At 64.7% G+C, this 21512-nt stretch carries 23 protein-coding genes and 1 tRNA gene; 9 read left to right on the forward strand and 15 right to left on the reverse strand.

The genetic code is table 11. The features are described from left to right. Positions 1 to 8 precede the first annotated feature (8 nt). From RFN30_RS10145 to RFN30_RS10160, 4 genes are all read left to right on the forward strand, one after another. Complete coding sequence (locus RFN30_RS10145) at positions 9 to 923, forward strand: site-specific tyrosine recombinase XerD (protein WP_320261940.1); 915 nt, start codon at positions 9 to 11, stop codon at positions 921 to 923. A 99-nt stretch (positions 924 to 1022) separates the two neighbouring features. Further along, positions 1023 to 1973 carry an acetyl-CoA carboxylase carboxyltransferase subunit alpha gene (locus tag RFN30_RS10150; RefSeq protein WP_320261941.1) on the forward strand — a complete coding sequence of 317 codons (951 nt, stop codon included), beginning with the start codon at positions 1023 to 1025 and terminating at the stop codon, positions 1971 to 1973. Positions 1974 to 2289: 316 nt separating this feature from the next. Continuing rightward, complete coding sequence (locus RFN30_RS10155) at positions 2290 to 3585, forward strand: L,D-transpeptidase family protein (protein WP_320261942.1); 1296 nt, start codon at positions 2290 to 2292, stop codon at positions 3583 to 3585. Between the two features lie 12 nt (positions 3586 to 3597). Further along, positions 3598 to 3837 carry a sulfurtransferase TusA family protein gene (locus RFN30_RS10160; RefSeq protein ID WP_320261943.1) on the forward strand — a complete coding sequence of 80 codons (240 nt, stop codon included), beginning with the start codon at positions 3598 to 3600 and terminating at the stop codon, positions 3835 to 3837. 15 nt (positions 3838 to 3852) lie between these two features. Here the strand turns inward: RFN30_RS10160 and RFN30_RS10165 are convergent, their stop codons facing one another. After that, entirely contained in the window at positions 3853 to 4971 is a 1119-nt protein-coding gene (locus RFN30_RS10165; protein ID WP_430698854.1) for a CobW family GTP-binding protein, read from the reverse strand. A gap of 2 nt (positions 4972 to 4973) precedes the next feature. Continuing rightward, positions 4974 to 6140: a D-alanyl-D-alanine carboxypeptidase family protein gene (locus tag RFN30_RS10170; protein ID WP_320261944.1), complete on the reverse strand. Its 1167-nt coding sequence runs from the start codon at positions 6138 to 6140 to the stop codon at positions 4974 to 4976. Positions 6141 to 6355: 215 nt separating this feature from the next. Between RFN30_RS10170 and RFN30_RS10175 the strand changes: the two genes are divergently transcribed. The 3 genes from RFN30_RS10175 (at position 6356) to RFN30_RS10185 (ending at position 8203) form a co-directional block, all read left to right on the forward strand. Beyond that, the gene (locus RFN30_RS10175; protein WP_320261945.1) at positions 6356 to 7519 is read left to right on the forward strand and encodes a M20 aminoacylase family protein; all 1164 of its coding nucleotides are present in this window, start codon (positions 6356 to 6358) and stop codon (positions 7517 to 7519) included. Between the two features lie 132 nt (positions 7520 to 7651). After that, positions 7652 to 7728: transfer RNA gene (locus RFN30_RS10180), tRNA-Arg, on the forward strand. Between the two features lie 172 nt (positions 7729 to 7900). Then, on the forward strand, positions 7901 to 8203 hold the full coding sequence (locus RFN30_RS10185; RefSeq protein ID WP_320261946.1) for an adenylate cyclase: 303 nt from the start codon (positions 7901 to 7903) through the stop codon (positions 8201 to 8203). A 153-nt stretch (positions 8204 to 8356) separates the two neighbouring features. On the opposite strand, the gene RFN30_RS10190 is transcribed toward RFN30_RS10185, so the two are convergent. The 5 genes from RFN30_RS10190 to RFN30_RS10210 all read right to left on the reverse strand — a co-directional run bounded on the left by RFN30_RS10190 (position 8357) and on the right by RFN30_RS10210 (position 13654). Next, positions 8357 to 9037, reverse strand: a complete 681-nt coding sequence (locus RFN30_RS10190) for an SGNH/GDSL hydrolase family protein (protein WP_320261947.1) — start codon at positions 9035 to 9037, stop codon at positions 8357 to 8359. 68 nt (positions 9038 to 9105) lie between these two features. Continuing rightward, positions 9106 to 10032, reverse strand: a complete 927-nt coding sequence (locus RFN30_RS10195) for an ABC transporter permease (RefSeq protein ID WP_320262082.1) — start codon at positions 10030 to 10032, stop codon at positions 9106 to 9108. A 27-nt stretch (positions 10033 to 10059) separates the two neighbouring features. Further along, a complete protein-coding gene (locus RFN30_RS10200) occupies positions 10060 to 11022 on the reverse strand; it encodes an ABC transporter permease (protein ID WP_320261948.1) in 963 nt (320 codons plus the stop codon). Next, the gene (locus tag RFN30_RS10205) at positions 11019 to 12548 is read right to left on the reverse strand and encodes a sugar ABC transporter ATP-binding protein (RefSeq protein WP_320261949.1); all 1530 of its coding nucleotides are present in this window, start codon (positions 12546 to 12548) and stop codon (positions 11019 to 11021) included. The genes RFN30_RS10200 and RFN30_RS10205 overlap by 4 nt, the downstream gene beginning before the upstream one ends. Positions 12549 to 12628: 80 nt before the next feature. After that, positions 12629 to 13654: an ABC transporter substrate-binding protein gene (locus RFN30_RS10210; RefSeq protein WP_320262083.1), complete on the reverse strand. Its 1026-nt coding sequence runs from the start codon at positions 13652 to 13654 to the stop codon at positions 12629 to 12631. A 442-nt stretch (positions 13655 to 14096) separates the two neighbouring features. Here RFN30_RS10210 and RFN30_RS10215 point away from each other — a divergent pair, with 442 nt between their 5' ends. Then, complete coding sequence (locus tag RFN30_RS10215) at positions 14097 to 14747, forward strand: SGNH/GDSL hydrolase family protein (protein ID WP_320261950.1); 651 nt, start codon at positions 14097 to 14099, stop codon at positions 14745 to 14747. A gap of 47 nt (positions 14748 to 14794) precedes the next feature. Further along, positions 14795 to 15898 carry an ROK family transcriptional regulator gene (locus RFN30_RS10220; RefSeq protein WP_320261951.1) on the forward strand — a complete coding sequence of 368 codons (1104 nt, stop codon included), beginning with the start codon at positions 14795 to 14797 and terminating at the stop codon, positions 15896 to 15898. Positions 15899 to 16165: 267 nt separating this feature from the next. Here the strand turns inward: RFN30_RS10220 and RFN30_RS10225 are convergent, their stop codons facing one another. From RFN30_RS10225 to RFN30_RS10260, 8 genes are all read right to left on the reverse strand, one after another. Then, positions 16166 to 17323, reverse strand: coding sequence for a DmpA family aminopeptidase (locus RFN30_RS10225; protein WP_320261952.1), 1158 nt, complete (start codon positions 17321 to 17323; stop codon positions 16166 to 16168). Further along, positions 17277 to 18296 carry an ABC transporter ATP-binding protein gene (locus RFN30_RS10230; protein WP_320261953.1) on the reverse strand — a complete coding sequence of 340 codons (1020 nt, stop codon included), beginning with the start codon at positions 18294 to 18296 and terminating at the stop codon, positions 17277 to 17279. The genes RFN30_RS10225 and RFN30_RS10230 overlap by 47 nt, the downstream gene beginning before the upstream one ends. A gap of 32 nt (positions 18297 to 18328) precedes the next feature. Then, positions 18329 to 18472 (reverse strand): hypothetical protein, encoded by a 144-nt coding sequence (locus tag RFN30_RS10235; RefSeq protein ID WP_320261954.1) that lies wholly within the window; start codon positions 18470 to 18472, stop codon positions 18329 to 18331. 102 nt (positions 18473 to 18574) lie between these two features. Beyond that, the gene (locus tag RFN30_RS10240; protein ID WP_320261955.1) at positions 18575 to 19465 is read right to left on the reverse strand and encodes an adenylate/guanylate cyclase domain-containing protein; all 891 of its coding nucleotides are present in this window, start codon (positions 19463 to 19465) and stop codon (positions 18575 to 18577) included. Positions 19466 to 19658: 193 nt separating this feature from the next. After that, positions 19659 to 20582, reverse strand: coding sequence for an anti-sigma factor family protein (locus RFN30_RS10245; RefSeq protein WP_320261956.1), 924 nt, complete (start codon positions 20580 to 20582; stop codon positions 19659 to 19661). Next, positions 20569 to 21099, reverse strand: coding sequence for a sigma-70 family RNA polymerase sigma factor (locus tag RFN30_RS10250; protein ID WP_320261957.1), 531 nt, complete (start codon positions 21097 to 21099; stop codon positions 20569 to 20571). The genes RFN30_RS10245 and RFN30_RS10250 overlap by 14 nt, the downstream gene beginning before the upstream one ends. 58 nt (positions 21100 to 21157) lie before the next feature. Next, entirely contained in the window at positions 21158 to 21355 is a 198-nt protein-coding gene (locus RFN30_RS10255) for a cupredoxin domain-containing protein (RefSeq protein WP_320261958.1), read from the reverse strand. A 2-nt stretch (positions 21356 to 21357) separates the two neighbouring features. Continuing rightward, positions 21358 to 21480: a hypothetical protein gene (locus RFN30_RS10260; protein WP_320261959.1), complete on the reverse strand. Its 123-nt coding sequence runs from the start codon at positions 21478 to 21480 to the stop codon at positions 21358 to 21360. Between the last annotated feature and the right edge of the window lie 32 nt (positions 21481 to 21512).

The following is a 21512-nucleotide window of genomic DNA, read 5'->3' on the forward strand; positions in this document are numbered from 1 at the left end:
GCGGCCAGATGAACAGCGCGGCTCGCATCGAAGCCTTTCTTGAGATGATGAGTGCCGAGCGGGGTGCGGCCGAGAATACGCTGTCCTCCTACCGCCGTGACCTGGAAGACGCCTCCGAAGCCATCGGCGGCGGACTGGCGAGAGCGGGCGCCGCCGATATCCGCGCCTATCTCGACGACATCGCCGCGCGTGGCTTCGCCCCGACCTCGCAGGCGCGCAAATTGTCGGCGATCCGCCAGTTCTTCAAATTCCTTTACGCCGAAGGCCTGCGCGGCGACGACCCGACCGGCACGCTGGACAGCCCGAGGAAGGGCCGGCCGCTGCCGAAGACCATGACCGAAGCCGAGACCGGCCGCCTGCTCGACCGCGCGGCCGAGGAGGCGGGCGGTGCCGCGCCGGACGGCGACCGGCTGGCGGCGCTGCGTCTGCATGCGCTGGTCGAGGTGGTCTATGCCACCGGCCTGCGCGTTTCCGAGTTGGTCGGCCTGCCGGTGACGGTGGCGCAGCGCGACGACCGCTTCTTCATGGTGCGCGGCAAGGGCGACAAGGAGCGCATGGTGCCGCTGTCGGCCAAGGCGCGCGCCGCGATGCGGGCATGGCTTTCGGAGCGGGCAACCAGGCCGGCTTTTGCCGACAGCCCGTACCTGTTTCCCGCCTCATCCGACAGCGGCCATCTCTCCCGCCAGGTTTTCGCGCGCGATCTCAAAGGCTTGGCGGCGCGGGCCGGCATCGCCTCGGCCAAGATCTCGCCGCATGTCCTGCGCCACGCCTTCGCCAGCCACCTCCTGCAGAACGGCGCCGATCTCAGAGCCGTGCAGCAGCTGCTTGGCCATGCCGATATCTCCACCACACAGATCTACACCCATGTGCTGGAGGAGCGGCTGGTGCGGCTGGTCAACGACCATCACCCGCTTGCCGACTAGGCCTCATATCGCTATGTGAGGGCGACGTTCCACCGCCCGGGGCCAGCATTTCCATGGTTCCGCCTGCCATTGCCTTCCGACGGATCGGTCCGCCCAAGCATGTACAACTACCTCGATTTCGAAAAGCCGGTGCAGGATCTGGAGCTCAAGATCCTTGAGCTGAAGAAGCTCGCGGAGAACGGCGAGGCGGTCGACGTCGCCGACGAGATCAGCAGGCTGGAGAAGCGTTCGCGCGACGCGCTGCGCGACCTCTATAAGGCGCTCACCCCGTGGCAGAAGGTGCAGGTGGCCCGCCATCCGGACCGGCCGCACTGCCTCGACTATATCAAGGGCCTGTTCAGCGATTTCACGCCTTTGGCCGGCGACCGCAATTTCGGCGACGACCAGGCGATCGTCGGCGGTTTCGCGCGCTTCCGCGGCGAGCCGGTGGCGGTGATCGGCCAGGAGAAGGGCTCCGACACGGCAAGCCGCATCAAGCACAATTTCGGCTCGGTGCGGCCTGAAGGCTACCGTAAGGCGGTGCGATTGATGGAGCTTGCCGACCGCTTCAACATCCCGCTCCTGACGCTGGTGGACACCGCCGGCGCCTATCCCGGCGTCGGCGCCGAGGAGCGCGGCCAGGCCGAAGCCATCGCGCGCTCGACTTCGGCCTGCCTGGCGCTGAAGGTGCCGTCGATCTCGGTCGTCATCGGCGAAGGCGGCTCGGGCGGCGCCATCGCCATCGCCACCGCCAACCGCGTCTACATGCTGGAGCACGCCATCTATTCGGTGATTTCGCCCGAGGGCGCGGCCTCGATTCTCTGGCGCGACACCACCCGCTCCAAGGACGCGGCGACCAACATGAAGATCACCGCCCAGGATCTTCTCGAGATGAAGATCATCGACGCCATCGTTCCCGAGCCGATGGGCGGCGCGCAGCGTGCGCCGGAAACGGTGATTGCCGCCACCGGCGACCTGATCGCCAAGACGATGAAGGACTTTGCTGGCGCCAACGCCGACTTCCGCGAGCAGCGCCGCGAGAAGTATCTGGCGATGGGCCGCAGCCTTTAGTGCATGTCGCCCAAAAGTGCGCAGCGGTTTTGGGAGAACGACATCCATCAAGACAAGAACTCAAAGCGCGTCGCCTGAATCCGTTTCAACGCGACGCGCTTTAACCGGGCCGCTCGTGGTAAACTGTGGCGGTAAAGAACAATTTCGCCACAAAAATGCCGCCGGATTCGGCTCAATGAAATTCGCCGTGAGGGGTTTGTCGAAGCTTGCGGTAAGAAATTTTCAAGGTTAACGGGCTTACGGTCCATTGGTGTTCAGCCTGTGGGCCCGGCCATGCCGAAGCCGTTGGCCCGAGAGAAAAGACATAGCCGTATCGATGTTTTCCAAGCTTGCCCGCACCGGAGTCCTGATCGCCGCGATAGGCGTCGCCGGCTGCAATGATTCGTCGATGAAGGATTTCGCGCCGGAGGCCAACAAGCCGCTGCCGGACAAGATCCTTGCCGACATGAAGGCGAAGGGCATGGTGCGCACCTCCTCGGTGATGGCGCGCATCTTCAAGGAAGAAGGCAAGCTGGAGATCTGGAAGGCCAAGACCAACGGCCGCTACGACCTCGTCGCCAGCTACGACATCTGCAAATGGTCGGGCAAGCTCGGCCCCAAATACACAGAGGGCGACCGCCAGGCGCCGGAAGGCTTCTATACCGTGCGGCCTTCGCAGATGAATCCGCGCTCGAACTACCACCTGTCCTTCAACATCGGCTTTCCCAACGCCTATGATCGCGCCAACGGCCGCACCGGCGCCAATCTGATGGTGCACGGCGCCTGTTCCTCGTCGGGCTGCTATTCGATGACCGACGCGCAGATCGAGCAGATCTACGCCTTCGGCCGTGACGCCTTCCAGGGCGGCCAGACCGAGTTCCAGATCCAGGCCTTCCCGTTCCGCATGACCGCCGCCAACATGGCGCGCTACCGCAACGACCCGAACTACGGGTTCTGGAAGATGCTGAAGGTCGGCTACGACAATTTCGAGATCACCAAGGTGCCGCCAAAGGTCGACGTCTGCGAGAAGCGCTACGTCTTCAACCAGGTGGCGCCCGAAGGCACGACCTTCGACCCGACCGGACCCTGCCCGGCATCCACCCAGCCGGACTCGCTGAAGACGGCCTATGCCGACTACGAGAAGCGTTACGATGCGGCCTTCAATTCGGCGGTGAACTCGAGCACCCCGGCGCCCAAGCCGACCATTGCCGGGATCAAGGAAGCCAGCATCGTCTCCGACTGGTCGAAGCGCCGCGCCCGCGGCGAGCGCGTGCCGATCGATCCGCCGTCGATGAATTCCGACGGCTCGGTGACCGAGACGACGCGCATGGGCCGCATCGATTCTCCGCTCGGCCGCAAGATGGCGGCGCTCGACGCGGAGAAGGAAGCCAAGCGCAAGGCCGAGGAGCAGCGGCTGGCCGCGATCGAGGCGGCCAAGGCCGCCAAGGAACAGGCCAAGGCGCAGGCTCTGGCCGAGAAGGAAGCCGCCAAGCAGGCAGCTCAGCAGCCGGTGGTCACCGCAGGCGTCGAGGCAGCGCCGGCCCAGCCTGCGGTCGAGACCCAGGCGGCAAGCGCCGATGAGGGCACGGTCTCGAAGCTGAAGAAGAAGCTGCTCGGCATGTTCGGCGGCTGAGATTTTTCGATCTTGGCCAGATCAACCGCTATTTACGATTTGAAGGGGCTGAACTGCCCGTTGCCGGTGCTCAAGGCGCGCAAACGGCTGGCCGCGATGCGGCCGGGCAGCCGCCTGTGGCTGGAAACCACCGACCCGCTGGCCGTGATCGACATTCCGGCCTTCTGCGCCGATGCCGGCCACCAATTGATCGAGACTGCCGCGGTCGCCGGCGGCCATCGTTTCCTGGTCGAGCGGGGCACGACGGCCTGAACCAGGCCTTTCGACTTACAGTCCAGCGATCGCCAGCGGATTGGCCTCTAGCGCCGCCCGGTCGGGCGTGTCGATCGACGGCTTGTTGGTGAAAGCCGAAAACAGCCGCTGGATATAATCTTGCGGCATATCGAGCGTGATCAGCACCAGCCGCGTGCCGCGCTGCCCGTCCGGCCACGCCGGCAGCCTTGCCGGCGGATGCAGGATCTTCTGCACGCCGTGGATGACCAGCGGCCGTGACGGGTCTTCCATCAGTTCGATGACGCCCTTCATGCGCAGCAGCTTCTCACCATGCGTCGAGCGCAACAGGTCGAGGAACATCTCGATGGCCGAGAACGGCACCGGCCCGTCGTGGACGAGCGCGTGGGAGCACACGCGGCTGTCGTGGCGGTGGTCGTTATGATGGTGATCATGGTCATCGTCGTGGTGATGATGATCGTGATCATGCGCTGCCTCTTCGCCGAGCCAGCGCCGCACGTCGGCGCTTTTGGTTTCGGGATTGTAGAGGCCGCAATCGAACAGGGACGTCGCCCCGGTGGCGGGATCATTGACGTCGAGCAGCACGGCGCTTGGATTGATCTGCCTGAGCCGCGCCCGCAGGGCCTCGACATCGCTTGCCTCGGCGAGATCGGTTTTGGTCAGCACGATGCGGTCGGCGACCGCCGCCTGCTTCACCGCCTCGACATGGCCATCGAGCGCGGCCTCGCCGTTGACGGCATCGACCAGCGTGATGACGCCGTCGAGCCGGAAAGCCTGCACCAGCGCCGGATGCGCCATGATCGACTGCAGCACCGGCGCGGGGTCGGCAAGCCCTGTGGTCTCGACGACGACACGCGCCAGCCGGGCAATGCGGCCGGTCTGCAGCCGGTCGACGAGGTCGGCCAGCGTGTCGACGAGGTCGCCCCGCACGGTGCAGCAGAGGCAGCCGTCGGAAAGCTGGATGATGCCGTCGGAAGCCTGCTCGACGAGCAGATGGTCGATCGCCACCTCGCCGAACTCGTTGATGATGACGGCCGTGTCGGCAAGCGCCGGATCCTTGAGCAGCCGGTTGAGCAGCGTCGTCTTGCCGGCGCCGAGAAAGCCGGTGACCACCGAGACGGGAATGGGAAAGTCGCCGCGCATCTGCCCGGTCATTGCTAGTTCGCCGCCTTGGCCGATTGATCCCCCTGCGCCGCGGCGGAAGCGGTGGCGGCGGGTACGGCGCCGGCCGGCAGCGGCTTGTCGGGCCGCCAGGTCGGCAGCGGCGCATCGGCATAGTTCTGATCGGCCTGGTCGACGAAGGCCTTGGGCGCCGGTCCGGTCGCGCCGCCGAGGCCGACAGCGATCAGCGTCGGGTGGTCGAGCTTCACCTGGTAAGGCGATTTCGGCTTGTCCTTGGCGTTGACGACGGGTGCAGCCTCGGATTGCTCTTCCTTCGTCTTCTTCTTGCAGATCTCGTCATGCAAATCGTTGGGCGACAGCGTATCGCCGTAAGGCTTGAGCGTCGTGAGCGTCGTCGAGCCGGCGGCCGTCGTGTCAAAACCCTGGTCGAGCAGCTTCGCCGCGGCTTCGGCTCGGCTGATGGCGGATTTTTCGCCAAGCACCACCGCAACCAGCGTGCGGCCATTACGCGTCGCCGAGCCGATCATGTTGAAGCCCGACGAGCAGACGAAGCCCGTCTTCATGCCGTCGGCGCCGGGATACCGGCCAATCAGCAGGTTATAGTTTGGGAGCGCCTTCTTGCCGACGGCAAGTCCCTCGATGGAGAACCACGGCGCGTATTGCGGAAAATCGTTGCGAAGCGCCGTCACCAGGACGGCAAGGTCGCGCGCGGTCGTGTACTGGTCCGGCGAATAGAGCCCATTCGGATTGACGAAATGCGTTCCGACCATGCCGAGCCTGGCAGCCTCGGCATTCATGCGGTCGGCGAAGGCCGCCTGCGATCCGCCGATGTTCTCGCCGACCGCCATGGCGATGTCGTTGGCCGATTTGACCAGCATCATCTTCAGCGCATTGTCGAGCCGCATCACCGAGCCGGGCTTGAAGCCCATCTTGCTCGGCGGCTCGCCGGCGGAATGTTTCGTCACCTTGATCGGCGAATCGAGAGCCACCTCGCCGGCGGCGATCGCCCGGAACGCGACATAGGCCGTCATCAGCTTGCTCAGCGAGGCCGGATACCAGCGCTTGAAGGCGTCCTGATGCTCCAGAACCTTGCCGCTGTTCAGGTCGAACAGCACAACCGGATTGGCGCGCGCAGCGCCGGAAAGCGCCGGCAGCGCCAGCGCGCCCGCAAGCAATAGGTTGAGGAAATGCCTTTGCCGCATGATCAAATCCGAAATCGCCTCTTGCCGTAGTTGCCGCTGGCTCCGTAAGATTTCGTTACGCGATGGCCAGCATGGTGCGGACCGACCCTCGACCCCGGGCCGCATTGTGCGGTGCTATTTATCCTATGTGACGCCAACATGGCAAAGCGCCAGACAATCGCAATTGCCGGGCAGCGGCCCTGAACCGCCTGCCCCAACAAAGAAATGGACCAATTATGCCAATTCTCAACCGTGCCGCGCAAATGCAGGAAGAAGTCGCCGGCTGGCGGCGCCATCTGCACCAGACGCCGGAACTGAATTTCGACGTGTTCCAGACCGCCGCTTTCGTCACCGACAAGCTGAAGGCTTTCGGCTGCGACGAGGTTGCGACAGGGCTCGGCAAGACCGGCGTCGTCGGCATCATCCGCGGCCGCAAGGGCGAAGGTCCGACCATCGGGCTGCGCGCCGACATGGACGCGCTGCCGATCAACGAGATCACCGGCAAGCCCTATGCGTCGACCGTTGCCGGCAAAATGCACGCCTGCGGCCATGACGGCCACACCGCCATGCTGCTCGGCGCAGCGAAGTATCTCGCCGAGACGCGCAATTTCGCCGGCTCCGTGGCGGTGATCTTCCAGCCGGCCGAGGAAGGCGGCGGCGGCGGCAACGAGATGGTCAAGGACGGCATGATGGAGCGCTTCGGCATCTCGAAGGTGTTCGGCATGCACAACATGCCCGGCCTTCCCGTCGGCGAGTTTGCCATCAAGCCCGGTCCGATCATGGCGGCGACCGCCGAATTCACTATCACCGTCAAGGGGCACGGCGGCCATGCGGCAATGCCGCACGGCACGATCGACCCGATCGTCATCACCAGCCAGCTGGTGAGCGCTTTGCAGACCATTGCCTCGCGCAGCACCGATCCGGTCGAGGCCGTCGTGGTGTCGGTGACCAAATTCCATGCCGGCGATGCCTACAACGTCATTCCCGAGAAAGCCGAGATCGCCGGCACGGTGCGCACGCTGAAGAAGGAAGTGGCCAGGAAGGCGGAAGAGCGCATCCGCGCCATCTGCGCCGGCCTGGCGTCGGCTTTCGGTGCGACGATCGAGGTCGACTACGATGCCAACTATCCCGTCACCTTCAACCACGCGGAAGAGACGGTCTTTGCCAGCGATGTCGCCGCCGACGTCGCCGGCGACGCGCATGTCCACCGCGCCATCCAGCCGGTGATGGGCGGCGAGGATTTTTCCTACATGCTGGAAGCGCGCCCCGGCGCCTTCATCTTCATCGGCAACGGCGACTCGGCCGGCCTCCACCATCCGGCCTACGATTTCAACGACGAGGTCATCCCGCACGGCATGAGCTACTGGGTGCGGCTGGCCGAGACGGCGCTGGCCGCCTGAGCAGCCTCCACGGTGCGGCGGCGAATTCACCTCGCCGCCCACTCGGCCGGCGCCACGGAGCAAAGTGCTGCCCGGCACGCCAGCGACGCCTCTTGGCGAACCGGCCCGAAGCGTTTATGTGTCGGGCCGCGTGGTCCCGTAGCTCAGTAGGATAGAGCGGCAGATTCCTAATCTGTAGGTCACAGGTTCGATTCCTGTCGGGATCACCACTCTTTTCAAATGGTTGGCGCGATCCGCCTCCCCGTTGTGCTGCAGCTGGGTCGATCACAGCTTCGCGATGCTCGGGATGAGCGATGGCCCGAAGAGCGTTTTACCCTTAGTTCGCCGGGTGCTCAAAAGACCCGAGCGCCCCAAAATCAAAACGCTGTTGGGAGAACAACCATGAAACTTCTCCTCACTTCGACGATGCTCGGAGCTTCGCTGCTCATAGGTTCCACTGGCATCGCCCTGGCCACCAACGTCCATAACGTAACAGGCACGAAGGGCCAGCCCAACCAAACCATTGGCACCCCTGAGACAGGAAATGCCACCCCTGGCCACGCCGCCTCTGCTCCCGGCTCGGCCTTCAACCCCGATGGGAATGCGGGAACGCACTATGCAGGCGAGCAGCCGCAGAACTCGAAGAATCCGAAGAGCGTATCGCAGTACGATGTTGCCGGGTTCCAGCAGTCGCATAACCATTAGGTGACTGCGGCGGTCGTCGAGCTCACAGGTTCGATTCCTGTCGGGTCACCATTCGGCAAGCTGTTGAAAAAATGCGGGCCGACGGTGCCGCGCCGGTCCCGCACTCGGCGCATCGGTCTGGAGGGGCCGATACGCGGCAATGGGCTGTTATCCTCAGGCGACCTTGCGATCGGGCTGGCCCGCGAAGATCTCCTCGACCTTGGCTGCAATGGCCTTGCCGAGGTCGCGATTGTTCTGAGCGGTGAAGTGGATGCCGTCGCAGCCGTCGGTGGTGATGAAATCGCCGGCATTGAGGAAATCGACCTTCATGAAGTCGGCCATGGCGCGATACTCGGCCGCGAGCGCGGCCGTCTTTTCATGGCCGCCGGCGAACATGCCCTGGAAGAAGGGATGCGGCATCGGGGTCAGCGGCGGCGGCGCGACCACCAGCGCCTGCGGGGCCGGATAGGGCGTGCCGACGCCGCCGGCGCTGGTGAGGATCTGGCCGACGAGCTTGGCCATGCCGTTGGCGATCTCATAGGGCGTGCGGCGGAAGAACGACTTGGTGTCGTTGGTGCCGAGCATGACGATGACGAGATCGAGCGGCAGGTGGCTGGCGATGGCCGAGGGCAGATAGGCGCTGCCGTTGAGGCGCGGATCGTTGGGATCGTCGAGGCTGGTGGTGCGCGCGCTCAAGCCTTCCTCGATCACGTGATAGCCGTCGCCAAGATGCGAGGCCATCGCGCCAGGCCAGCGGTCCTGATAGGCGTAGCGATGCGTCGGCGATCCCTCCATGACCGGAATCCAGCCCCAGGTCAGCGAGTCTCCAAAACACAAAATCGATCTTTTGGTCATGTCTCCAATCCGTTTTCCCGTATGCGATTGATCATTGGCCGTTCCCGCCGCGCGCCCCGAAAATGCGGTCACGTCGACCTGTTCCTGATCCCGTAGAGGATCGCCGCGAGCAGGATGATGAGCCCCTGCGCGATGAGCTTGCCGGGCTCGTCGACGCCGAAGGTGGTCATCACCACGAACAGCAGCGCGAATGAGAGGACCCCGAAGAAGGGACCCCAGACGCCGCCTTCCCCGCGGCCGAAGACAACGCCGCCGAGGATGGTGGCTGCGACCGCAAGGATCGGCAGGTCGAGACCCACCCTGACGCTGCCGACGGCAATCGAGGCCGTCTGGACCAGCGCCGCGACACCCGCGAACAGGCCCGCCAGCGTATGCGCAAGCACCACGGTGCGGGCGACCGGCACACCGGAGAAATGCGCCGCCTGGACGCTCTCGCCGACCGAGGTCACGTAGCGGCCGAAGACCGTGCGCGACAGAAACAGCGACATCCCCGCCGAGACCGCGACCCAGAAGATCACCGGCGTCGGCAGCGAGCCGAGCTTGGTGTTGTAGATGTCGGCGAACATGCCGGGCACGTCGCCGGGCGGCTTGCCGCTGGACAGATATTGGACGATCCCGACGAGCACGATCCCGACCGCAAGCGTGACGATGACGGCCGAGGCGCGCCTGACGCCGACCATCAGGCCGTTGAAGAGCCCAACGGCGAGGCCGATGGCCAGCGCCAGGACAATGAAGAAGGTCATCGAGGCGCCGGGAAAGACGCCGGAAGAGATCGTATAGTTGATGAGCAGGATGACGCCGCCGCCCGACAGGTCGATGCTTCGCACCCGCATCACCAGAAGCTGGCCGAGCACCAATATGCCGAGCGGCACCATTTGGCGCACGAATATGCCCATGACGTTGGGATTGAGCATGTTCGGCCGCGCGATCCACAGAACCAGGAGCAACACGGCAAAGACGTAGTAGGCCGGCGGGATGCGCAGGAAACGGCGCATGACGGGATTGGCGAGCGCGGCAGCCACTTACAACCCCATCTTCTTGCGCGATTGCAGGGCGACCACCAGAAGCAGGATCGCTCCTTTGACGGTGGTCTGGATGAAGGGCGACACGTTCGTCAGGTTCATGCCGTTGGCGAGCAGCGCCATGACGAGTGCGCCGATGACCGTGCCATGCAGGCTGCCGATGCCGCCCGAAAGCTGGCTGCCGCCGATGGCGACGGCGGTGATGGCGTCGAGCTCGAACAGCAGCCCGACATTCGGGTCGCCCGAGACGATGCGCCCGGCGAGGAAGACGCCGGCAAGCGCCGCGAAGCAGGCGCAAATCACATAGGCCAGGACGATGTTGCGCCGGTCGGCGATGCCGAAATTATGCGCCGCATCCTCGACGCCAGACGACACGCCGCCGCCGATCGCGAAAAGGTGCAGCCCGAAGCGGGAGCCGTAGAGCAGCTTCCAGGCGACCGCGAGGGTGAAGATCCCCCAGAATACCGGCATGGGCACTCCGAGGAAGGAACCGGCCACGATGCTGATGACGACATCCGGCACGGTGCCGCCCGAAACCGGCCGCAGCACCCGCGTGATGCCGAGCAATATGTACTGCATCGACAGCGTCGCGATGATCGGATGCACGTTGAAGCGCGTGATGATGAAGCCGTTGGTGAAGCCCACCAAGGCCGCCAGCACGAACACGGCCGGGATCAGCACCCAGCCGGGTCCGCCAAGCGCAAGCACCGCCGTCGTGAAGCTGATCATCGACCCGACGGAAAGGTCGAGCCCGCCGAGCAGGATGACGAACATCTGGCCGACCGCTGTGATGATCAGCGGCATGGCCTGCGGCACCAGATTGAGCAGGTTCTCCCCGTTAAGGAACTGCGCGGTCTCAAAACTCAGCCAGAGCGCGATCGCCAGCGCGATCAGCAAGGGCAGCATCCACATGCCCTGCCGCGATCCTCTCGCGCCTGTCAGGCGTCTGCTCAAGGCTGTCATCGGTGCTCACCTCTCGCCCCGTGGGCCTCCCCGTTGGCGCTGAGAGCGGCGTCGAGGATGTTGTGCTCGGTGGCGTCGGCCGCCGGCATTTCCTTCACGATCGTATCGTTGTGGACGACGCATATGCGGTCGCAGAGGCCGATCAGCTCGACCGTCTCGCGCGACAGCACCAGCACCGCGCCGCCTTTGCCCGCAAAGTCGCGCAGCAGGCGGTAGATCTCGGATTTTGCGCCGATGTCGACGCCGCGCGTCGGCTCCTCGACGAGCAGGATGTCAATGTCGGCGCAGAGGTAGCGGCCGAGCAGCACCTTCTGCTGATTGCCGCCGGAGAGCGTGCCGACGGCGGCGTTCGGGCTGCCGGCCTTCACGGCAAGGCTCGACATCGTCTCGGCAATCAGGCGCTGATAGCCGGCGGCCAGTGCCAGTTCCGGCCGTTTCGAATGAAGCGCGGCGGCGATGTTGTGCGCAACCGAGAGCCCGAGGAACAGCCCGTCCTCCTTGCGATCCTCCGGCACGAAGCCGACGCCCATCGCCTGCAGCCGGCGCACGCCGCCGCCGGGCGGCACGGGAAGCGGCAACGGCTTGCCCTTGATCGTCGCATGGCCGGCGAAAGGATGGTATTGTCCGACCAGCGACCGCAGGAAGCGCTGCTGGCCCTGCCCTTCCAGGCCGGCCAGCGCCACGATTTCGCCGCGGCTGAGCGACAGCGAGAACGGCCTGGAGCGCTCGGTGATGCGGAAATCCTCGACCGCGAGCACCACGGGTCCCGGAGCATCGCCGCGTTGCGGGAAGAGGTCGGCAAGCTCGCGGCCGACCATCATCGCGATCAGCGACGCCGGCGTCATCGCGGCGACCGGCCTGGTGCTGACGAGTTCGCCATCCTTGAGGACGGTTACGGTGTCGCAAATGGCGAAGATCTCGTCCATGCGGTGGGAAATGTAGACCACCGCCTTGCCCTCATCCTTCAGCCTGCGGATGTGGCGGTTCAGCACCTCGACATCGGCGGCGTTAAGCGCCGCCGTCGGCTCGTCGAGGATAAACACGCTGGCCTCGGTCATGATGCCGTGCGCGATCTCGACGAATTGCCGTTCGGCGATGCTGAGCCTCGAGACCAGCGTGCCCGGATCGAGCGCGAGGCCGAGCTCGGCAAGCGCCTTGCCGGCCTCGCGCCGCATGCGCCGGTGGTCGACGCCGCCAAAGGCCGTGACCGGCTCGCGGCCGAGAAACATGTTCTCGGCAATCGTCAGGTTGGGCAGCAGCGACAATTCCTGGAACACGGTCGAGATGCCGGCTTCCAGCGCATCCTTCGGCTTGTGGAAGACGACCTGGCGCCCCTCGCGCTGGATAGAGCCGCTGTCCGGCTGATGGACGCCCGCGAGGATCTTCATCAGCGTCGATTTGCCGGCGCCGTTCTCGCCCATCAATGCATGGACGGAGCCGGATTGGAGCGTGATCGAGACACCTTTCAGCGCCGCCGTGCCGGCGAACGCCTTGCGGATATCGGACATTTCGACGAGGGTTTTCACGAAACAATCACCGCTGCATCAAGGAGATTTCCGTGACGCGGGCAACGGTCGCCGCCGCCCGCGTCACGATGGCGCCACCCTTATTTCTTCGCGTAGAACTCCTTGAGCTTGTCTTCCGGCAGATCCGACGGCCACCAGACATTGGCCGAGAGATCATCGCGATAGTATTTCTTGACCTTTTCCAGGTCCCAGCCGGGCGGATTGTAGTCGTAGTGCTTCTTCAACTCCTTGCCTTCGAGCAGGGCGACGGCCGCGCGGATGCCGGCAGCGCCCTGGGCCGGGCTGTATTCGGCCGAGATCGACTTGAAGCCGTCGGCGATCCATTGGCCGAAGAAGCCGTTGTTGCCTTCGCCGGTGATCGGCGGGATCTTGGCGCCGAACTGCTTGAAAACGTCGACGCAAGCACGCGTCATGTCGGCTCCGGAAGACCAGATGCCGTCGATCTCGGGGTTGTTCAGGTAAAGCGTCTCGCAGAGCTTCTTGGCCTTGTCGTACTGCCAGTCGCCATGCTCCTCGGCGATGATCTTGACGTCGGTTCCCTTCAGCGCCTGCAGCAGGCCGTTATACCGGTTGGTGTCCTCCGGATGGCCGGCGAGCCCGCGCAGCACCCAGATGTTGCCCTTGCCGCCAAGGTCCTTGACCAGGAAGTCGCCCATCACCTTGCCGAAATGCTCGGCACCGCCCTGGATCTCGGTGGTGAAGGCGTCGGATTCGATCCGGCCGGTGTGCACGATGACCGGGATTCCGGCCGCGACGGCCTTGGCGATGCTGGCGTCCGCCGAGGTGGATGTGACCGGCTGGACAATGATGGCGTCGACCTTCTGGGCGATCAGATCCTCGATGTCGGCGACCTGCTTCTTCTGGTCGAAGCCGGCATCGAGCAGGATGAATTTGCTGATGCGCTTGTCCTTGGCGGCGGCCGCCTCGGCCTCATGCGCGACCTGAACGGTCCAGGTGTTCGCGTTGACACCGAAATGGCTCATGCCGATGACCCAGGGCGCGTCCTTCTTGAATTTCCCGGCTTCGACCGTCGGGTTGTCGCCCGCGCGGGCCGTCACGCCATCCAGCAGCGATACCTCGTCGGCAAACGAGGGAGCGCACAACATTGTGGTTGCGATCACCGCCGCTGCGATTGATTGGATTATCCGTCTCACTGAGCCATCCTCCTTCTCAAGCTCCACGAACCCTGGATGCCAGGGTCACGACTTCCCCATCGGTGTCCGGCCCATGGCCAGACACCGCACCTGCCGGGCGATCCCGGCAATGCTTCAGCTCATTGCTCAACCCGCGCGCACGGCCGCTGAGACATGGTCCAGCGTTGCCGCCATGGGTCATGGCAGCCAGTCGGCGCAAAAGGTTCGGGGCATTCCTCCCAGGCTCACTTCAACCATCGATCTGAACGGTTGTCAATAATTATTCAGAGTGATGGATTATCTTTGCGGCTTGCGCTACCTTTCCCCCGGATGGCAGGGTCGCGGCATGGCGGACGACCAAACTTCGTCCGATAACCTCTGCAAATCAGAACCTTGGCTGGATCGGGGGAGGAGCATGCGATCGATCTTGTGCTACGGCGACTCCAACACGCATGGGCAGATACCCGGCGGCACGCCGCTGGATCGCTATGGTCCGGCCGAGCGCTGGCCCGGCGTCATGGCAAGGGAGCTGGGTGCTGCCTGGCATGTCATCGAGGAAGGCCTGAGCGGCCGCACGACGGTGCGCGACGACCCGATCGAGGGAGCCCACAAAAACGGGCGCACCTATCTGAGGCCCTGCCTGCAGAGCCATGCCGTTCTCGACCTCGTCATCATCATGCTGGGCACCAATGACCTCAAGGCGCGCTTCAACCAGCCTGCCTCGGAAGTGGCGATGGCCATGGGCTGCCTTGTCTACGACATCAAGGAGCTGAAGCCCGGCCCGCGCGGCAGCGTGCCCGAGATCATGATCGTCTCTCCGCCGCCCATGCTGGACGACATCAAGGAATGGCGGTCGATCTTTGCCGGCGCACCGGAGAAGTCGCGGCAGCTGGCGCTCGAATTCGAGATCATCGCCGATTCGCTCGAGGTGCATTTCTTCGACGCGGGTTCGGTCGTCACCTGCGACTCGCTGGACGGGTTCCACATCAACGGACGGGCGCATGCGCTGCTGGGCAGCGCGCTGGCCCGCGAGGTCGAAGCAATCGGGTGGCCGGATGAGAAGTGACCGCGGCATAAGGGTGTCCCCCACGACCGGCTGCGAGAGGACACACCATGCCTGACATGCGCTTTGCGCCGCCCAATCCGCTCCGCATCGCGGACCGCGCCAGCGGCCTCAACGCCGTCAGCGTGCGCAGCTACAACGAGCGCCTCGTGCTGTCGCTGCTGCTTCAGAGCAAGGACATCACCCGGCTCGAGATCGGCGAGCGGACCGGCCTGTCGGCGCAGACGGTTTCCGTCATCGTCCGCTCGCTCGAGCAGGAAGGGCTGATCGCCAAGGGCGAGGCCCAGCGCGGCCGCGTCGGACCGCCAACGGTGCCGCTCTCGCTCAATCCGGAGGGCGCCTATTCCGTCGGCATCAGCGTCGGCCACCGCCAGGTCGAGGTCGTGCTCGTCGACTTCGTCGGCTCGATCCGCTCGCACACGGTGCTGCCGTTCTCGGCGACCGCGCAGGACACCAACCATCCGCAATTCATGAGCGCCATCGCCAAGGCCATCGCCGATCTGCCGCCGCACCTCCACGCGCGCATCGCTGGCATCGGCCTTGCCTTGCCGGGCGACCAGGCCGAGCTCGAGCTGACGCCGAAGGCGGCCCGCGAACGGTTCGACGCTCTGCAGGAGGAGGTCGAGCGGGAAATCGGCTACCCCGTCTACGTCCAGAACGACATCACCGCCGCCGCGGGCGGCGAGAGCATGTTCGGCGTCGCGAAGCATCTCTCGGACTATCTCTTCTTCTATCTCGGCGCGCGCCTGCACAGCCGCCTGATCCTCAACCACCAGATCTACAACACCACCGCGGCGGTAAGCTTCGACGTCGGCATCCTGCGCCTGGAGGAGGAGATCAGGAAGACAGGCAGTTCGCCCTCCGATCTCTGGGAACGAGGCGCGGATTGGCCTTCGTTCGGCGATGCCGAGACCGCGTGGCAACACCACCTGGTGGAGCAGATGAAGTCGTCGATCGCAGCGTTGAAGCCGTTCGTTCCGGTGGCTTCGGTCGTCCTTTCTTCTTACGCGCCGCAGGCGGTGTGCAAGGCAATCTGCCGGGAGCTGGAGCAGGCGATGCCGGGCACAACCGCGATCGCAGGCAACATCGAGCGCTCGCCCAAGGCAGTGGGGGCGGCAAGCCTTCCCTTCAGCTCGCGGTTCATGGTCGAATAGAGGCTCGAAGCGGTTCGGCGATTTTCCTGGAGTTGCTCGGCCGGGGCTGCCCGCCGCCGGATTGGCGATGATCCCCGCCCGGAAAGCGGGCGACGAAATCGTCGAGTGCTGGGCGCTCGGCGTCCGAGATCGCCCAGTAGGAGAACGCGCCGTCGGTCCGTGGACCAGCAGGAACCCGCCCGCCGCGACGCGTGGAAGCTAATGGTTTCACGGAAACGGAAGAGCCCGACATCAACAGCCTTGGCATTGGATAGTCAGAAAATGTCGTTAAGCTCTGGCATCAACAATTTGCCTGTTAGTCGCGCCCGCAGCGCTTTCCATTGAATGACGCCCGTAGGTCGCCATGATCGACATAAGCCTGGCCGTGTCGATCGCCGGGCAGACCTCGCCCCTCGGTTTGAACATCGCCACGTCTTCGCCTGCAACAATGGCGTTGATCACGCTCTCGTCGACGGCCTCGACCGCAGCCTGATAAAGCGGATCAAGCTCCTCCCAGTTCAGGGAATGGCGTGTGATCACGGGGCCCGCATGGAGCGGGTTCGGCATGTCATCGGCCACGGAGAAGGCAAGGAAGATGTCGCCCGATGCGTTGCCGCCCGGCGAACCTGAGCGTCCTATTCCGATGGAGGCGCGCTTGGCCAGTTGCCGCAAAATCGCATCAGAAAGCGGCGCGTCGGTCGCGATGATGACAATGATCGAGCCGGTTTCCTTTTTCCGGGAGCGGCCGCCCGGCATTTCACGACCGACAGGCACGCCCAAAACCGAAAACCACGGGCGAACCCCGTAGTTTGCCTGCACCAGCACCCCGACCGTGTAGGTCTTGCCACCGATGCTGATCTGACGCGATGCGGTGCCGGTGCCGCCCTTGAAGTCATAGGCGATCATGCCGTTGCCGCCGCCGATCGACCCTTCGGCGACCGGGCCGGATTTCGCGGCATCCAATCCCGCGACCACATGTTCGGGTTTGACGAACATCGCGTTGATGTCGTTCAGGCAGCCGTCATAGGTTTCCGCCACAATGGGCAACGCCCAGGCATGTTCTCCCTGAAAGTGCTTGGCGTAGGTGCGGATCATCCACTCGGTGGCTCCGGTATGGGCCGCGCCTATGCCGTGGGTGTTGGTGATGCAGATCGGGCCGACGAAATACCCCGCATCATTGACCCAGTGAACGCCGGTCATCTCCCCGTTGCCGTTCAGACTGTGAAAGCCGGCCCAGACGGGTCTGGGCGTGTCTTGTTCGGCGCGTGGAATGATCGCCGTCACGCCGGTGCGCATGTTCTTGCCTGGGTCGGTCAGCGTCGTGAAGCCAACCAGAACACCCGGCACGTCGGTGATCGCATTATAGGGGCCGGTCTTGCCGGGAAAGGGCAGGCCAAGGTCACGGCCGCGCGGTTTCGTCATGGTTCTCATTGTCATGGTTGCCATTCATCAGTTTCGGGACGGCATTCAGCAGCGCCTGGGTGTAGTCAGTCTGCGGATTGCGGAGCACGTCGGCGCTGCGGCCATATTCGACGAGCTTGCCATGGCGCATCACCGCCGCCTCTTCGCAAAGGTGCCTCACGACGGCGAGGTCATGCGAAATCAGGATTAGCGTGAGGCACAGCTCTTTCTGGAGGCGCTTGAAAAGTTCCAATATCTGCGCCTGGATCGACACGTCGAGCGCCGATGTCACTTCATCGGCGATCAGGATGGCGGGCGACATGGCAAGGGCACGCGCGATGCCGACACGCTGGCGCTGGCCGCCGGACAACTGGTTGGTCTTGCGGTGCAACAGCTCTTCCGGCAGTTCGACCATGCGCATCAGCTGCTTCAGCCGCTCCGGAACCTCGGACAGAGCGCAAAGCCTGTGAGCAACGAAGGGCTCCGAAAGGGTCTGCTTGATTGTGTAGGCGGGGTTCAGGGATAAGTAGGGGTCCTGAAAAGCCATCTGCACGACGCGGCCGCGATCCTTTCCGCGCTCCAACCCTGCGATATGAATGGAGCCTGACGACGGCTTCAGCAGGCCGACCAGCGCCCGGGCCAGCGTGCTTTTGCCGGACCCGGATTCGCCCACGACGCCAAGGCATCCGCCCCGGCGCAAGGAGAAGGTGACCTTGTCCACCGCCCGAACCACATAGGCGGGCTTGCCACGAACCACGTCGGCCAGGCTTCTCGGGACGGTGAATTTGATCGACAGGTCCCTGACCGCCATGATCTCGCTCTGGTCCGGCACGGAAAGATCTGCGCGGTCGGGCAGAAGGGACGGCTGGGACTGGATCAAGCGACGCGTATATTCGGCCTTTGGCCGGATCAGGATTTCTTCCCTGGTGCCTGCTTCGACGATCTGGCCGTCCTTCATTACGATGATGCGATCGCACACCTCGCCGATCACGCCGAGATCATGCGTCACCAGAACCATAGTCAGGCCGCGTTCTTCACGGATGTTCCGGATCAGCGCGAGGATTTGGGCAGGAAGCCGCCGGCCGACAGATCGTCCTCCACCGGCACCGATTTGGCTTCGTTCTGCCGCGGCGCCGCCACCAGGGTGGTGGCCTCCAGCACGATCACAGTGCCAAGGATGCCCGGGCCGGTCACAGTTCCCGACCTGCGGCCTCAGCGAACTGGATACCTTCCGGCAGCGGCAGCGCCAGCGGTGCGGCCGCTTGAAGTCGTTCGCGGCTAACGAGCCCGGCCGGGTCAGCCAGAGACAATCTCGTAGTGAAGGATCTGGGCGTCGCCGAGGGATGACCTCCGCCCAGGCGAGATGACGCCGGAGCCGAAGAGGACAATATCTTCGCGGCGCACGAATACTTCATGGCCGGGTCCCATCGACACAAACGTGCCCGACGAGCTTCGCTCGATAAGCCGGGCCTTGCCATTCGAAATGGTGAAGGTCGCGTGGTGCCTCGAGACCCATGGCCGCTGGACGACGATATTGCATTCCGGAGATCGGCCGATCGTCACGAATTCGTTGTTTCGGCAGGATCCCAACTGATCTCCATAGCGGATGACCAGATTGATCTGCCGCGGCGGCGCGGAGCGCCTTTCGATGATGGTGCCCCGGCTGGCGACGTGGGTATCGAGGGCCACATCGTCGCTCCCCAGGGTATAGACATCGAAGAGTTCCTGCTTTCCCTTGAAGGCCATTTTGTCGAGGAGCCGCAAGGCACCGCGGCTACCCGCGGAAAGCGCTTCGAAGAAGCTCTGGCTGATCAGCACCTCCCCCGGGTTGGCCGTGGTGGACAGCCTTGCGGTGACATTGACAACGTCGCCGAATACCGCGCCCCGCGCGCGAATGACCGCCCCGAAATGCAATCCGATCCGGGCGCTCAACGGCGCTCTCGTCATCTGGCTGTTGATTTGGCAGACGGCCCTCAGCGCCGCCTCCGGTCTCTCGAACAGGCTGAGCACGTCATCGCCTTTCGAGTAGATGAAGTCACCGCCGTGCTGGGCGACGATCTCGCGTATCGCGTCGAGGCAATCCGAGACCTGCCGCAGAGCGGCATCGTCGCCGATGCGCTCATAGAGCGGTGTGCTGCCCACGACATCAGCCAAGAGGACTGCGGCTAGAAGTCTTTCCTGATCCATCGCCTCGTATCCGCCCCGAGAACGCAGCGTTTATAACATACCAAAGCCGACCTTGACTTAATCTACTTGCGCGCCAAGGGGCCGGCGCATGGGGCGAGTGCTTTGGCGTGACTATCTCGGACGGAGAGGCATCTGCCTTTCCGCCAGACGGGTTATCGGCCTCAAATAGCGGCGACAAAGAAGTTTCGTTTCCCTAACCCGGGCTGCCAGCCGCCGGATTGGCGATGATGGCGGCCCGGAAGCGGGCGACGAAATCGTCGAGCGCGGGCCGTTCGGCGTCCGAAATCGCCCAGTAGGAGAAGGCGCCGTCGGTCCAGTGGACCAGCAGGAAGCCGCCCGCCGAGAGATCGTCCGCCACCGGCACCGATTTGGCTTCGTCCTGCCGCGGTGCCGCCACCAGGGTGATCAGATGCTCGTGGTGGCGGTAGACCAGCGCCGGCATCGGCCTGTCGCCGATGACCTCGACGCGGCCGCCGAGCAGCGCGTAGCCATCCTTGGCCATGTCCGGCGCCGGCGGCGACACGCCGATCCGGCCATCGAGCCACGGCTTCACCGTATGCCGGTCGGACGAGACGATGTCGACCGGCGTCGCCGCGAGCAGGCTGCGGCGATGGCCGTTGGCGACGGCGACCGCGAAACTGTCGGGCGCATTCTCCACCATCAGCCACTGCGTCGCGCCGCTGGCGAGAAACGCCGTCAGCACGATCGAGGCCGCCATCTGGCGCCAGTCGAAGGAGTTGAACCAGCGTGCCGAAGCGCGCGGCCGCATCTCGATGACCTTGCCCCGTTGTTGTTGCGCCTGTGCTGACGACCGCGACTCCGCCCGCACGATTTCAGCCGCGGCGTCCTCGGGAACTCTGGCATCGGCGATAGCCGCGATACGTGCCAGAAAATCGTCGCTGACGGCAGGCCGCGGCACGCCGGTGACGGCCGTGCGCAGCGCGAGGATGCGCGCATGTTCGGCCGCAAGTTCTGGATCGGCGGCGATGCGTCGCTCGACGGCAAGGGCCGCCGCGGCATCGAGCTCGCCATCGACAAGGGCATGGATCATCAGCTTCATATCCTGCGGGTCTTGCGGCAATCCGTCATCATGCGGGCGATTTTCATGCGGGCTCATGGTGGCGCCCTCCAATATCCGTCATCAGCAGGCTGCGCGCCCGCGCCAGCCGCGACATCACCGTGCCCTGCGGCACGCCCAGCATCGCCGCGATCTCGCGATAGCTGAGCCCGTTTATGTCGCGCAGCACCAGCGTTTCGCGAAACGCCTCTGGCAGCCTCGCGATCGCCGCTTCCACCGCCGCCGAATTCGCCTTGGCGATCAGCGCCGCCTCCGGGCTGTCGGCGTCATTGTCGGGCGGCGGCGACACGTCGTCCAGGTCGGCGAGGTCGCCGACGGCGACCACGCCGCGCGGACGGTTGCGCGCCATCCAGGTGTAGGAGGCATTGCGCACGATGGTGAGCAGCCAGGCGCGCGCATTGCCGCCGGCAAAGCCGGCAATGCCGGCATGCGCCTTGAGGCAAGCCTCCTGCACCACATCCTCGGCGTCGGCGGCGTTGCCGGTCAGCCAGCGGGCGAGCGACAGCGCATCGCCGAGATGCGGCAGCACCACTTCGGCAAAACGCGCGGCCAGCATTCTTTCGCTCAACACAGTCCCACCGTCAGGCACCTCCGCCTGGGCTTTGCGGCCACCCTCAGCGGTTGGCGCCGATCCGTCCCTGCTCGCGCGGGTGAAGATCGCGATCGCAGGCGAAGTGGCCTGCTTTGGTGGAGGTGAAGGCATAGGTGTCACCGGAGTCAAGCGCCTCGCAAGCGAACGGCGCATCGCTGGTCGCGACGAGATGCGGGATGCCGCCGTCATTGTCGTGGATCTCTTTTGTTGCGGGTCGCACGGTCAGCGCCGGCGGCGGAACGGCGACGCCCGGAGCACACCGCTCCAGCCCATGCGCTCCAAGGGCTGGCGGCGGCTCTTGCCCGCAAGCTGCCGCCTGGCGTTCGTATTGTCATGATAGGCCATGTCGATCTCCTGCAACGCCGTTGGCGGCGCAT

The sequence above is a fragment of the Mesorhizobium dulcispinae genome (assembly GCF_033977345.1).
In the GTDB taxonomy this organism is placed as follows: domain Bacteria; phylum Pseudomonadota; class Alphaproteobacteria; order Rhizobiales; family Rhizobiaceae; genus Mesorhizobium; species Mesorhizobium dulcispinae.

Excerpts from the sequence above, each read along its gene's own strand:
- RFN30_RS10145 (WP_320261940.1), top strand. The coding sequence starts at position 9 with ATGAACAGCGCGGCTCGCATCGAAGCCTTTCTTGAGATGATGAGTGCC.
- RFN30_RS10150 (WP_320261941.1), top strand. The coding sequence starts at position 1,023 with ATGTACAACTACCTCGATTTCGAAAAGCCGGTGCAGGATCTGGAGCTC.
- RFN30_RS10155 (WP_320261942.1), top strand. The coding sequence starts at position 2,290 with ATGTTTTCCAAGCTTGCCCGCACCGGAGTCCTGATCGCCGCGATAGGC.
- RFN30_RS10165 (WP_430698854.1), bottom strand. The coding sequence starts at position 4,971 with ATGACCGGGCAGATGCGCGGCGACTTTCCCATTCCCGTCTCGGTGGTC.
- RFN30_RS10170 (WP_320261944.1), bottom strand. The coding sequence starts at position 6,140 with ATGCGGCAAAGGCATTTCCTCAACCTATTGCTTGCGGGCGCGCTGGCG.
- RFN30_RS10175 (WP_320261945.1), top strand. The coding sequence starts at position 6,356 with ATGCCAATTCTCAACCGTGCCGCGCAAATGCAGGAAGAAGTCGCCGGC.
- RFN30_RS10185 (WP_320261946.1), top strand. The coding sequence starts at position 7,901 with ATGAAACTTCTCCTCACTTCGACGATGCTCGGAGCTTCGCTGCTCATA.
- RFN30_RS10190 (WP_320261947.1), bottom strand. The coding sequence starts at position 9,037 with ATGACCAAAAGATCGATTTTGTGTTTTGGAGACTCGCTGACCTGGGGC.
- RFN30_RS10195 (WP_320262082.1), bottom strand. The coding sequence starts at position 10,032 with ATGCGCCGTTTCCTGCGCATCCCGCCGGCCTACTACGTCTTTGCCGTG.
- RFN30_RS10200 (WP_320261948.1), bottom strand. The coding sequence starts at position 11,022 with ATGACAGCCTTGAGCAGACGCCTGACAGGCGCGAGAGGATCGCGGCAG.
- RFN30_RS10210 (WP_320262083.1), bottom strand. The coding sequence starts at position 13,654 with ATGTTGTGCGCTCCCTCGTTTGCCGACGAGGTATCGCTGCTGGATGGC.
- RFN30_RS10215 (WP_320261950.1), top strand. The coding sequence starts at position 14,097 with ATGCGATCGATCTTGTGCTACGGCGACTCCAACACGCATGGGCAGATA.
- RFN30_RS10220 (WP_320261951.1), top strand. The coding sequence starts at position 14,795 with ATGCCTGACATGCGCTTTGCGCCGCCCAATCCGCTCCGCATCGCGGAC.
- RFN30_RS10225 (WP_320261952.1), bottom strand. The coding sequence starts at position 17,323 with ATGGCAACCATGACAATGAGAACCATGACGAAACCGCGCGGCCGTGAC.
- RFN30_RS10230 (WP_320261953.1), bottom strand. The coding sequence starts at position 18,296 with ATGGTTCTGGTGACGCATGATCTCGGCGTGATCGGCGAGGTGTGCGAT.
- RFN30_RS10240 (WP_320261955.1), bottom strand. The coding sequence starts at position 19,465 with ATGGATCAGGAAAGACTTCTAGCCGCAGTCCTCTTGGCTGATGTCGTG.
- RFN30_RS10245 (WP_320261956.1), bottom strand. The coding sequence starts at position 20,582 with ATGAGCCCGCATGAAAATCGCCCGCATGATGACGGATTGCCGCAAGAC.
- RFN30_RS10250 (WP_320261957.1), bottom strand. The coding sequence starts at position 21,099 with ATGCTGGCCGCGCGTTTTGCCGAAGTGGTGCTGCCGCATCTCGGCGAT.
- RFN30_RS10260 (WP_320261959.1), bottom strand. The coding sequence starts at position 21,480 with ATGGCCTATCATGACAATACGAACGCCAGGCGGCAGCTTGCGGGCAAG.